The following is a 13,686-nucleotide window of genomic DNA, read 5'->3' as shown; positions in this document are numbered from 1 at the left end:
CGCCGTCGTCCCGCACGCACGGCGGCGTCAGCCGCACGCCTCCACAGCCCGCGATAGCTCGACCCGATCACGACATGCCCTCCAGCTCACTCAGTAGCTCGTCCGCCAGCCGCTCCATGTCTGCATCCACCGGCGTCGCGCTCACCGCCGTTGGCGTGGGCGCGGCGAGGGTGATGGGTATCCCCATCTTGCTGGCCAGGTGCGCGACGAGCGCCGCGACCGTCGGATAGCTCCACACCACCGTCGCCGAGAGCGTGAGTCCCAGGCTCGCCTCCAGGCGGTTGCGCAGCTCCACGGCCATCAGCGAGTCGAACCCGAACGATTTGAGCGGCGTCTGTGGGTCGATCTGCCCTGGTGACAGTCTGAGCACGTGTCCGAGCTGCTCCTGCACGTGCGTCTCCAGCAGCGTCCTGCGGCGCTCCACGGATTCTTCGGCGATGAGCACGCTGCGCAGCGGCGCCTCTGGCTCGACCGGAGCCGCCCCGTTCCCCTGCTCTCGGGCAATCTCCGACAGCAAGGGAGAGCTGGCAGAGCGCGGGTAGAACTGCCGCCATTGTCGCAGGTCGAGGAGCATGACTCCCACTTGCGGCGACGCGCTGGCGAGGACTCGCTCCATGACGTCCTTCCCCTGCTCTGGCGTGATGCTCTTCAAACCGCGGTACGCGAGCCGCTCTCCCCGTTTCGTGCTGACGACCGCCAGCCCCACCTCGCTCCACGGCGCCCAGTTCAGGCTGAGGGCGGGCAAGCCGAGGCTCTTGCGGTGGTGCGCCAGCGCGTCCACGAAAGCATTGGCCGCGGTGTAGTTCCCCTGTCCAGGCGAGCCCAGGATCGAGGCCAGCGAGGAGAACAGGATGAAGAAATCGAGCGGCCGCTCCTGGGTGAGGAGGTGCAGGTTGAAGGCGCCGTCCATCTTGGCTGCCATGACCGACCGCAGCCGTGCCGGATCGAGCTGGAGGAGCACGCCGTCATCGAGCGCCACCGCGCTGTGGATGACCCCACGGAGCGGCGGCATGCTTGCGTCGATCTGCGAAAACACGCGGGCCATCGCTTCCGGTTGGCTCACGTCCGCCTGGAATGTCGTGATCTCCGCGCCCGCCGCTCGGAGGGGAGCCAGCGCCGACTCGGCTGCTGGTGACGCGCCACTGCGACCCACCAGGGCGAGATGGCGCGCACCGCGCTGCACCATCCACTCGGCGACCGTGAGCCCGATGCCACTCAGCCCGCCGGTGATCAGGTAGGTGCCGTCGTCGCGCAGCGCAGTCGGCAAGTCTTGCTGCTGCGCCGCGCTTGCTGTGCGGGCAAGACGGGCGACGTACCGAACAGCACTGCGCAGGGCGATCTGATCCTCGCCGTCCACGGAGCCCAGGGCAGCCAGGAGCGTGGAAGCATCCGCAGGTCCCGCGCCACCGTCGAGGTCGATCCGGGTGCAGCGCAGCTCGGGGTGCTCATGGGCGATGGTGGCCCCGAGGCCCCATGCCGGCGCTTGTGCAATCGCCACCCCCTCGCGCGTACCGACCGCATGCGCCCCGGCGGTCACGATCCAGAGACGTGGAGCATCGCGCATGCCCGCCCCAGCGATCGCCTGTACCAGCGCCATCAAGCTGCCGCAGCCGAGACGCTCGGCGTCGTGCAGCGTGGGGAGGGAGGTCTTCGCCGGAGGCACGAGATCCAGGTTCCAGAGATGCACCACCCCGGTCAGGTCCACGCGTTCCGCCGCGAGAAGGGCAGCGAGCGCTGCGCGGTCGGGGCTCACCTCGTAGCGGCCGGGGCTGACCTGCCGAAGCTGCTCTCCAAGGAAGGCGACGACACAGGTGTCGCCCCGCGACTCGATCTCGGCCCGGAGTGCCTCCCCTACCCCCTGCTGGTCAGCGAAGACGAGCCAGCGCTTGCCCTGAGCCGCGGTCGCCTCGCTTCGGGGCTTTGCAGGCAGCGGCGAAGGCCACCACTGGATTTCGTAGAACCATTGGTCGATGGCGCCGGACGCACTGGGACCGCTTCGCCTCCGCCGGACGACCTCCTGGTACTGGACCAGGCGCATGAGCCGCTCCCGGTTGGCGATGGTGAGCTCCTCGATGCGACCAAACGGGTCCTTCTGCGCCTGGAGCAATACGTAGCTGATGAGGCCTCGCTCCAGCGCCACACGCACGTTCTGGTAAGACTCGAAGCTCCGCCGAACCACCTCGCTGGGGCGAACCTCCTGGAGGACACGCTCGAGATTGGCGTCGTAATCAGGGTCTTGCAAGCAATTGGCGATCTCGGGGCTGATATCGATGCCCTCGACGAGCCGCAATCGATGCTCGCTCAAGAGCTTGATCCACTGTTCGCGCGTGCTCGAGAACGTCGAGGTTTCCTGGACCTCGATGGGTGACACGGTGTTGGCCAAGAAGTCGGCCAGGAGCAGGAAGCCACCCGGGTTGAGGTGCCGACCGATGTTGGAGAAAAGGGCCTCCTTGTCCTGGATGAGCCCCGCAACCTCGATACCGAGGATCAGGTCGTAGTGTCGCGGAAAGGGATTCTTCGCGCTGTCACGATTGAAGACACGCACCCGCGCCTCGAGCCCGGTAGCGCGCAGCTTTCGTGCCGCGAGTGCCGCCTGCCCTGGCGAGATGGTGTACCCATCGAGCTCGAGGTGCGGATGCTCCTGCGCGAGCTGAAGCAGGTCCGAGGCGTGGCCACAGCCGAAATCGAAGACGCTCCCGATGGCTTCGATATCGACGGCACTGAAGAGGACACGTCGCGCCTCGCGCTGGGCGTCGTGAAGGAGCGCGACGTGGCGCGACACCTCGCGAGGAAAGAAGACCGTCCTGAGCCACGAGAAGCCCGGGATGACCTGGGGGAAGATACCCCAGGACAGGTACTCGGCGTTCTCGTCAGCCTCCCCCTCCACGCTGGACTGCTGCACCACGAACGAGTCGTAGAAGTCGGCGACGAGCGAGCTGCCCTCGACCTCACCACGCGCCCCGTCATCCCTCTTCGAGGGGAGCGCGCGCTGTTGGCTCGCGGTGACGCCCTCCTGCGCAGGTTGCACCCAGAATCGCTCCCGCTGCCACGGGTAGGATGGCAGGGACACCACGTCCCCCCCCTCCGGGTACTGCCGGTCCCAGCTCACCGGATACCCCCGGGTGTGGAGTTCCCCCAGAGAGCCGAGCATCACTTCCAGATCATCCTGCTCTCGGCGAAGGGAGGGCACGGTGGTCCCGCCCCCTGGATGCTCACGCAGGCAGCCGTCGATCGCGGGCAACAGCACGGGATGAGGGCTCAGCTCCAGGAAGAACCGGTACTCCTCCCGCAGCAACGCCTCGACGCCCGAGGAGAACAGGACGGGCCGCCGGAGGTTGTCCACCCAGTAGGAGGCATCCAGCTCGGCCCCGTCGAGCAAGGCGCCGGTCACCGTCGAACGCATCGGGACCGAGGCGGTGCGCGGTTGGACTTCTGCGAGGAGGCGCAAGAGATCCTCCTTCAGCGGGTCCATCTGCGGGCTGTGCGATGCGACATCCACCTTCACGCGGCGGCAGAAGATCTCGCGACGCTCCAGCTCTTGCGCGACCTCGTCGAGCACCGCTGGATCACCCGAGAGCACCGTCGAGCGGGGGCTGTTGCACACCGCCACCGAGATCAGGTGCTCGCGGCCAGCGATGAGCTGTTCAGCGTCTGCTCGCGACAGCTCGACCAAGAGCATTGCCCCTTGGCCGCTCACCCGTCGCAGCAGGCGACTGCGAAGGCAGATGACGGTCGCAGCGTCCTCGAGACTCAACGCCCCGGCGACGCACGCCGCGGCGACCTCTCCCATGCTGTGCCCGATCACGGCGTCAGGCTCGACGCCCCATGCGCGCCACACGGCTGCCAGCGCCACCTGAATGGCGAACAGCGTGGGTTGAATCACGTCGATCTCGTGCAATCGCGAGGCCGACGTGTCGACTTCGAGCTGCTCCGTCAGAGACCAGTCCACATGAGGTTTCAGCGCCTGCTCGCACGCTTCGAGCGCGGCGCGGAACACGGGCTCTCGTTCGACGAGCTTCCGGCCCATACCGAGCCACTGCGAGCCCTGGCCAGGAAAGACGAAGACGATCCCCTGGCGTCGACCCTTCTCCGCTCGGCCTGCCGAAAGACCCGGTCGGCTCTCGCCCTGCGTGAACGCCAAGAGCCGCTCGGCGATCTCCTCCCGTGAGCGGCCTACCACCGCGACGCGATGCTCGTGATGGGTCCGACGAACCGACGCCGTGTAGCAAAGGTCCTCGAGCGTGGTCTCGGCAGCATCGAGCGCCGACAAGGCGCCCTGGTAGGCTCTGGACGAAGCCTGAAGCGCCTCCGGGCCACGCGCCGACAGGAGCAGGACGTGGAGATCGCGCGGTGCCGCTTTCCGTCGCTCCGGGCGCGGAGACGCTTCCTGGAGCACCATGTGGACATTGGTCCCCGACCACCCGAATGCGCTCAGCCCCGCCGTACGTGGCCGCCCGCCAGCGTCCCATGGCCGTGCCGTGGTGGGGATGACGAAGGGCGTGCCGTCGAACGAGATGTTGGGGTTGAGCTGCTCGAAGTGCAGGTGTGGCGGCACTGTCTGGTGCTGGAGCGACAGGATCACCTTGATGAGTCCGGCGATCCCTGCGGCCGCCTCCAGATGGCCGATGTTGGTCTTCACGGACCCGAGTGCGCACTGACCGCCATCCGCCCGCGGCTCACCCAGCACAGCTCTCAGCGCCTCGATCTCGGCTGGATCCCCGAGGACGGTCGCCGTCCCGTGGGCCTCGACATAGGAGATGTCGCTGGCTCCCACCCCCGCGCGCTCCATCGCCTCGCGAATGATCGCCTGCTGCGCGAGCACGTTCGGCGCGGTCAGTCCGTTGCTGCGCCCATCCTGCCCTGCCGCCGAGCCGAGAAGGACGGCCGCGATGCGATCGCCAGCAGCCAGCGCATCGGAGAGTCGCTTCAAGATGACGACGCCGCAGCCTTCGCCTCGCCCCATGCCGTCCGCCTTCGCGTCGAAGGTCTTGCAGCGGCCGTCTGGCGCCATGAGGCCCATCTTGCCGGCCAGCGAGAGGGACAGGGGCGAGAGGATGAGGTTCACGCCGCCCGCGATCACCAGGTCGCACTCCTTCTGGCGCAGCGACTGGCAGCCCACGTGGACAGCGGTCAGCGAAGACGAGCAGGCCGTATCCAGCGCCACGCTCGGGCCTCGGACATCGAGCCAGTACGACAGCCGCCCTGCCAGGATGTTATGAGCGTTCCCGGTCCCGAAATAGGTTGGGTCCATGGTCCCGGGCGCCTCGAGCTGACGCCAGGCATAGTCGGTGCTGCAGACCCCGACGAAGACCCCCGCTTTGCTGCCGGCGAGCCCCTCCACGGTCTGCCCCGCGTCCTCGAGCGCCTCCCAGGCCACCTCGAGCAGCAGCCGGTGCTGCGGGTCCATGCTCTCCGCTTCTCGCCGGGAGATGCCAAAGAATGCGGCGTCGAACAGGTCGATCCCTTCAATGAGCGCCGCCTGGGGCGTGTACGTCTTCCCCAAGGCCTCCGGCCCGTCGTCGTGACGTGCGCCCACGTCCCAGCGCTGCGGTGGGATATCACCTACCCCATCGACCCCTTCACGCAGCGCCTCCCAGAAGGACGCCGGCGTCTGCCCTCCCCCTGGGAATCGACAACCGAGGCCAATGACGGCGATCGGCTCGCGCGAGGCACGCTCGTTGGCGGAGAGCTGCCCCTGCAACCGGTCCAGTTCCAGAAGGGAGCGTTTGAGAAGCCCCTGGTAATACGCAGTCGCGTCGTTGCTCATTGGACTCATCCGGGCTTCAGGGCGGACAGCTTTTCCTCCAGAAGGGAGGCCACCTCATCGATGGAAAGCCCGTCCAGCGCTGGAGCAGCGGGGGGGGTGGGTGAAAGCTCGATCTCGCGCTCCGCCCTGTCTTCTAGGGAAAGCCCGAGCTTGGTTGCAAGGTGGGTGGCTAGATCGGAGAGCGTCGGGTAGGTCCAGACCAGCGTTGCGGGCAGCACGAGGCCCAGGCTGGCCTCGAGCCGGTTGCGGAACTCGATCGCCATCAGGGAGTCGACACCCATGCTGCGCAGCGGTGCCGCCTCGTCCACACGTGCCGGAGACGACTTCAGAACCAGCGCCAGTTGCTCACGCAGGAAGGCTTCGAGCAGCGAACGGCGCTGCCATCCCGTACGTGCAGCCGTGAGCGTTCGGAGAACATCAGGGGGCAGCACCTCCGCAGGCGCCTGGATCTGCACGGGCTCGACCAGCCGCGACAGGAAGGGTGCACTCGCTGCGCTCGGGTAGTGCGCACGCCACTGCTGCCAGTCGACACGCATCACCGCGCGCTGAACGGGCAGCTCGCCGAGCAGTCCTCCCAAGATCTCCAGCCCCTCCTCGGGACGGAAGCCCTGGTGAGCGCTCGAGCCCAGTCGTCGTTGCTCCCGGGCGGCCATGCCGACCTCGGCCCAGAAGCCCCAGTTGATGCTCGACGCGGCCTTGCCCTGCGCGCGTCGATGATGCGCCAGGGCATCGAGGAAGGCGTTCGCTGCCGCATAACTTCCGAGCCCCGGCGAGCTCAACAAAGTCGATCCCGAGGAGAACAGCACGAAGAAATCGAGCGGTGCGTCCTCGAACATCTCGTGCAGAAGCCAGGCACCAGTCACCTTGGGGCGAAGGGTCTCCCACAGCGTGGCGTCATCCACATCGAGGAGAGACTGGGGGCGGGCCACCCCCGCGGCATGCACCACGCCCTGGATGGGGGGCCACGCCTCGCGCCGAGCCATCTCCTGGAAGGCTCTCATCTGATCCGCGTCGGCCACGTCGACAGCGACATGGCGCACCGTGGCGCCGCTGGCCTCCATCGCCGTGATGGCCTCGACCCATGAAGCCTCGCGGCTTTCCGGAGCGAGGGCATGCCAGGTGTCCCTCTCGGGCAGCCGGGTCCGGCTCATCAACACCAGATGGCGGGCCCCTCGATCAACCATCCAGCCCGCCACGCGCAGCCCGAGATCTCCGAGCCCACCCGTAATTAGATAGCTCGCGTCACCGCGCAACGACGGCGGTGCCGTCCCCTGCTGGGCCGCACGCCGTTCGAGACGCGCGACCCACCGTCGTCCCTGCCTGAAGGCGACCTGATCCTCCTCGTCGGACGCGCGCAGCTCGGCGAAAAGGTGCTCGGCATCTGCTGGCGAGGGCTCGGGATCGAGATCCATGAGGCCCCCCCAGAGGCCCTGGAGTTCGAGCGATAGTGTCCGGCCGAGACCCCACAGGGGCGCCTGTGCCACGGCCACGGACCTCGTGGATTCTCCTGCCGGCTGAGCACCACGTGTGACGATGAACAGTCGAGGACGCGAGCTCGTCGCTTTGTCGGCAAGCGCCTGCACCAGATGCAAGGCGCTCACACAGCCGAGTTCCATGGCCTTGCCCAGCGCGCTGACGCCTCCCTCGGCCGGGTGTGGCGCATCGAGACTCCACAGATGCACGACGCCACCACAGCCCGAGGGATTCGCCCCGAGCACCTCCTCGATGACGCGCTGAAGATCCTCGGGGTGGTGCGGTCGGATGGCATAACGATCGGCCTGCTGCCGTTCGTAAGTGGATGCCGCAGTCACCAGCACGCAAGGCTCCCCGCTCTGTGTGAGCAACGCCTCGAGCGCTTGCCCCACGCCGCCCTGATCAGCGAACAGGATCCAGGGCGCGTTCCCCGAAGGTGCCGCCACGACGTCACCTCGTCGCGGCCGGGGCTCCCACTGTGCCTCGTAGAACCAGTCCTCGTACCGGACAGGTTCACTACGAAGCGCGCGCTCGTACGAGGCATAGGGCGTCGGTGCCGCGAGCACCCGCTGATTGAGGCGCGTGAGCGCGTCCTGCGTCGCTCGCCTGTCCTTCTGTGAGACCATCAGGACGTAGCGCAAGATGCCCCGTTCGAGCGCTCTCCCGAAGTTGTCCATGGCGCGGTAGTACGTCTTCTCGACCTCCGTGAGACCGACGCTCGCTTCGATCCGCGACAGGTGCTCCTCGAACGCTGGGTCATGGAGAAAGCGTACGACCTCCGCGCTGATGTCGATGCATTCCAGCACCCGCAGCTGATTGCCAGACAGGAGTTCGGTCCACTCGCTCGGCGTGACGCTGTACGACGCCGTGTCCTGGAAATCGATGGAGGAGCCCGTGGAGAAGAAATCCGCCAGGGCGAGGACGCCGCCGTCGCTCAGGTGGCGACGGATGTTCGACAGAAGGGCGTTCTTGTCTTTGATGTGTGTTGCGACCTCGAAGCCGAAGATGAGGTCCCGCGCCTCCGGAAAGTCGTCCTTCGAGCTATCACGATGGTGGATGGCGATCCGCCCAGCGAGTCCAGCCGCGGCGATCTTCTCACGACCAACCGTCGCCTGCTCTGCAGAGAGGGTATAGCCGTCGAGCGTGAGGTGCCGGTGACGCGACCCCAGAGCGATGAGGTCGGAAGCGTAACCGCAGCCGAAGTCGAGAACGCTCCGCACCTCGGAGAAATCGATGCTGCCGAAGAGAACCCGACGCAGCTCTCGCTGCCCTTCGAGCAGCACCTCGGCGTGCTCCGGGCGCTCGTGCATGCCATACGCCGAGAGAATCCAGGAGAAATCCCCGACGGTCCGAGGCAGGACGCCGAAGGTGAGGTAACGCTCTTCGAGCTTCGCTCCTGTCGCCTTGGCCAGGGCATCGTAGAAGCGCATCGGCGTCCCCTCTGCCCCCTCCGTCGGAGGTGACACGGTCCGGGAGGCGGTGGCCGGCGACGACGTGGTGGCTTGATCGATCCAGTACCGATCTCCTTGCCACGGATACGAGGGCAGAGGGACGCAGCGACCCCCTTGAGGGTGAAGCGCAGCCCAGTTCACTGGGTGCCCGAGCGCATACAGCCCGCCCAACGACTCCAGCAGTACGGCCCGCTCCGGTTCTCCACGGCGCATGGAGGGGAAGGCCCACAGCGGCGTATCCTTCTGCGGTTCTTCCCTGCTCGCGACACCAGCAGCGGCGACTGGGGTGCTGGCAAACGCAGGCACCAGGATCGGGTGAGGGCTCAGCTCGACGAAGAGGTCATACCGATGACGTCGCAGCGCCTCGACAGCGCTCGAAAACAGCACGGGCTCGCGCAGGTTCCGCGTCCAGTAGTCAGCGTCCAGCGACTGCCCCTCGAGCCGCTCTCCGGTGACGGTCGAGTAGAATTGGACCTCGCCGGCGGCAGGCTGAACGTCCGCGAGTGCCTGGAGAAGCTCGGCCCGAAGTGGATCCATCTGTGGGCTGTGCGAGGCCACATCGACCCGGATCATGCGACAGAAGACGTCTCGCCGCTCCAGCGTCTGGAGAATGCTCTTCAGCGCGCCGGGCTCACCCGCGAGCACGATGCTTCTCGGGCCGTTGAGCGCGGCAATCGAGACACTTTCCTCGTGTCCGGCCAGGGCTTGCAGGGCCTCGTCCCGCGTGAGTTCCACGAGCGCCATCGCCCCATGCCCGCTCACCGTCCGAAGCAGTCGGCTACGGCGGCAGATGATCCGCGCAGCATCTTCCAGGCTGAGGATACCAGCGACGTGCGCCGCGGCCACCTCGCCCATGCTGTGCCCCACGACGGCATCCGGAACCACGCCATGGGCACGCCACTGTGCCGCGAGAGCGATCTGGATCGCGCAAAGGAGCGGCTGAATGACATCCACCTCGGAGAGGCGCTCCTCCGTGATCGGCCCGGAAAGCGCACCGACAATCGACCATCCCAGGTAGGGCTCGAAGACCCGGTCGCACGCATCCAGCGCCTCCCGGAAGGAAGGCTCGCGCTCGAGCAGGCGCCGCCCCATCCCCGCCCACTGCGACCCCTGGCCGGGAAACACGAACACGATCTTGCGCTGACGCCTCGACGTCTCGCTTCCCGAGAACACCCCAGCGCATTCCCGCCCTTCCAGGTAGCCCGAGAGGCGCTCGGTCAATTCGTCCTGCGTACGCGCGACAATGGCGAGGCGGTGCGCATGATGACTCCGTCGGACACCTGCCGTGTAAGCGAGATCCGCGATGTCGACCCCATGCAGCATCTCGCCGTCACGAAGGGAGCGGACCAGCTCGCGAAGCGCCGCTCGGCTCTGCGCCGAGACAGGCACGAGGTACTCATCCGGCGGAGGGGTAGCCGACAGCTCAGGGGCGGTCTGCTTCAGGACCCGAGGAGCCTCCTGCAAGACCATGTGCGCGTTGGTCCCTCCAAACCCGAACGAGCTCACACCGGCGAGCAGCGGCGCATCAGGAGCTGGCCACGAACCCAGCGTCTGCTGCACCCGCAGCGCGAGGGCATCGAAGGGAATGCCGGGGTTCGGCGTCTCGAAGTGCAGCGACGACGGCAGCTCGCGCTCCTTGATCGCGAGCGCCACCTTGATGAGCCCTGCGACCCCCGCGGCCGCCTCCAGATGACCGATGTTCGTCTTGACCGACCCCACGGCGCATGGCCAGAGGCGGCTTGCACCGGACGACAGGACGGCACCGAGCGCGCTCGCCTCGATCACATCACCGAGCGGCGTGCCGGTCCCGTGGGCTTCCACGTACTGCACCTCGGTCGAGGCAACCCCCGCCCGCCCGAAGGCCTCTCGAAGCACAGCCTCTTGCGCCTGACGGCTGGGCGCGGTGAGACCGTTGGTGCGCCCATCTTGATTCACGGCGCTGCCCCGGATGACCGCGTATATCGGGTCCCGATCGCGAAGTGCGTCGGAGAGTCGTTTGAGGATGACGACACCGGCGCCCTCACTGCGGACATACCCATTGGCGCGCGCATCGAATGCCTTGCAACGCCCGTCAGGCGCCATGGCCCCCAGCTGCGACATCGCAATGGTATTGTGCGGGGTGAGGATGGCGTTGACCCCGCCCGCGATGGCGAGGGTAGACTCACCGGAACGCAAGCTCTGGCATGCCAGATGAATGGCGACGAGTGACGATGAACAAGCGGAATCCACCGCCATGCTCGGGCCTCGAAGGTCGAGCAGATAGGACAGGCGATTGGGCACGATGCTCCGGGCCCCGCCCGTGGCGGTGTACGTATCGATCTGCTCGGGCGTGCTTTGCATCCGAGCGTAATCATCGACGAACACACCGATGAACACGCCGGTGCGACTGCCCGCGAGCTGGTCGGGTGGAAGTCCTGCGTCTTCGAGCGCCTCCCATGCGACCTCGAGCAGGATGCGTTGCTGCGGATCCATCCGCTCCGCCTCCCTCGGGGCGATACCGAAGAAATCCGCGTCGAACCGCTGGATCTCATCGAGGAAACCTCCCCAGCGCGTGCTCATCTTCCCCACGCTCGGCGTGGCCTCGAAGAATCGCCCCGGATCCCAGCGGTCGGGAGAGATCTCGGTGATGGCATCCCTGCCCTCACGCAGCAGACGCCAGTAATCCTTCGGACCTCGTGCCCCAGGGAAGCGGCAACCGATTCCCACGATGGCGATCGGCTCGTCATGTACGGGACTCGTGGTCACGACCTGCACGGGCGTGGCTGCGGGCTCGTCGCACAGGTAGCGCGCCAGCGCCGCGATGCTCGGATGATCCCACAGCGCAGTGGGCGGCAAGCGACGACCCAGAAGGACTTCGAGCTCTCCTCCCAGGCTGGTCGCGGTCAGTGAGCTCAACCCGTACCTGGCGAAGGGCTGCGTGACCTGGATCGCATCCTTCGGAACGCCCAGACGGCTCGAGACCTGCGCGATCAGCCACTCCTCGAGACGATCGGCAGTCCAGGATCGAGAGGACGTCGTCGAAGCAGCCTCGCCCGTGCTTGGCGGAGCAGCAGCCTGATGCTGCCAGCTCGCAAGGGTCTCGAGGGTGCCCTCCAGCCACATCGCCCGGCACGCATAGCGCTGGAGCTTTCCGCTGGATGTCTTCGCAATCGTTCCCGGCTGGAGCAAGACCACCGAGTAAATCTCCAGCTGGATCTGCTCGGACACTGCGTGCCGGATTGCGGAAAGGATCTCCTGAGCCTGAGCAGACTGAAGTAGCTCGCCTTCCTTGCGCAGGTCCGACGCCTTCGGGTCGATCTCTGCGACCACCACGAGACGCTCTTCCCCCTCCACGTCGGCTGAAAAGGCTGCGCAGCAACCCGGTCGCAAGGAGGAGTGTGCGTCCTGAACCACCCACTCGATATCGTGCGGATAATGGTTATGGCCGCGTATGATGATCATGTCCTTGATCCGGCCAGTGACGAACACCTCGCCGTCTCGAAGGAAACCGAGATCGCCAGTCCGCAGGAAAGGTCCCTGCCCCGTATCCTCGAGCGATGCGCCGAAGGTCGCCCGACTCTCGTCGCTGCGGTTCCAGTACCCGAGGGCCACGCTCGGGCCCCGGGCCCAGATCTCCCCCAGCTCGCCGGGACCGCAAGAGCGTGACGATTCCGGGTGTGCAATCACGATCTGGGTGTCTGGCACCGCGCGGCCAGAGCTCACGAGCCTTCGAGCATGCGGCGTCCCCTCCGCCACCTCGATCACACGAGACTGCCGGTCCAGCGCCTCGCCATCCACGGTACAGAACCGAGTCAGCTCCTCCGCGGGCTTCGCGGACAGCACCAAGGTGCCTTCGGCGAGCCCATAGCCTGGGCAGAAGGTCTCCCGGCGAAAGCCGCAGAGCTGGAACGACTTCGTGAATCGCTCGACGGTTTCGCTGCGAATCGGCTCCGCACCGTCCACGGCGACGCGCCACGAGCGCAGATCCAGGTGTCTTTTTTCCTCGTCCTTGACCTTGCTGACGCACAACTCGTACGCAAAATTGGGGCCCATACTGTGGGTCCCCCGATACCGCGAGATCGCACGGAGCCAGCGTGCTGGCTGCATCACGAACGAGACGGGTGACATCAATATCGACGGGCATCCCTTGTAGAGGGCGTGCACGATGCCGTAAACCAGCCCCAGATCGTGAAAATGCGGCAACCAGGACACGATTACGCTGTCCGGCCCGTGACTCCAGGGCACGGTGAATGCTCGGACATTGCAGAGCAAATTCGCGTGGCTGACCATCGCGCCGCGTGGCGTGCTCGTGGAGCCCGAGGTGTACTGAAGAAAGGCCAGATCCTCACTGCGAGCCCCTGGATCGCGCCAGCCTTCGGGATGCCGTCCCGGGATGTCATCCGTGGGCACCCAGCGCACGTGCTCGAACCCCGGAGCATTCAGGAGCCGGTGCTCGGCGGCGATGGCCGCCGTCGTGAGGACCAGCGAAGCCTGCGCGTCCTTCGCGATCGCTCGCAGCCGCGGGAGCGTCCTGCCGACACGTCCTGGCGTCGGAGCGGGAGCCGGGACGCCGACGACGCCAGCATAAAGGCAACCCATGAAGGCCGCGACGAACTCGAGGCCCGTTGGATAGAGCAACAACGCACGCGCCCGCTCGCCTTTGAGTTCTTCCTGCAGAAGCGCAGCAATGGCGCGTGCTTCGAGATCGAGAGACGCCCAGGTCAGGCGTCCTGCCTCCTCCTCGCCATCCTCCAGAAACACATACGCACTGTCCGAAGGCTGCAGCTCTGCCCTCCGGCGGAGCAGCTCCACCAGAGTCGAACAGTTCTCTTCAATGGAGGCTCCCCCAAGCCCACGATCATCGTGCATTTTCATGGGTCAGCGCGGGCTATGGGTCCTTCGATTCAGACTCCCAATTCCTCTCACGGAGAGCGATATGGCAGGGGCATGGCCGCAGGATTGCGTTCCTGGAGCGAGCGACACCGACGGCGCCCCGACCTGCACCCCGAATGCAGG

2 protein-coding genes are annotated in these 13,686 nt (G+C 66.6%); both read right to left on the bottom strand.

The features are described from left to right. Nucleotides 1-67: 67 nt before the first annotated feature. Entirely contained in the window at nucleotides 68-5,767 is a 5,700-nt protein-coding gene (locus CMC5_RS14775; RefSeq protein ID WP_063796277.1) for a type I polyketide synthase, read from the bottom strand. A 5-nt stretch (nucleotides 5,768-5,772) separates the two neighbouring features. After that, a complete protein-coding gene (locus tag CMC5_RS14770) occupies nucleotides 5,773-13,545 on the bottom strand; it encodes a type I polyketide synthase (protein WP_082362498.1) in 7,773 nt (2,590 codons plus the stop codon). Nucleotides 13,546-13,686 lie beyond the last annotated feature (141 nt).

The organism is Chondromyces crocatus (genome assembly GCF_001189295.1).
Taxonomy (GTDB): domain Bacteria; phylum Myxococcota_A; class Polyangia; order Polyangiales; family Polyangiaceae; genus Chondromyces; species Chondromyces crocatus.
Note: the sequence above shows the minus strand (reverse complement) of the source record. Positions and strands in the feature narration are given on the sequence as shown.

Bases quoted from the DNA above. Each gene is read 5' to 3' on its own strand.
- CMC5_RS14775 (WP_063796277.1), bottom strand. From the start codon at position 5,767: ATGAGCAACGACGCGACTGCGTATTACCAGGGGCTTCTCAAACGCTCC.
- CMC5_RS14770 (WP_082362498.1), bottom strand. From the start codon at position 13,545: ATGAAAATGCACGATGATCGTGGGCTTGGGGGAGCCTCCATTGAAGAG.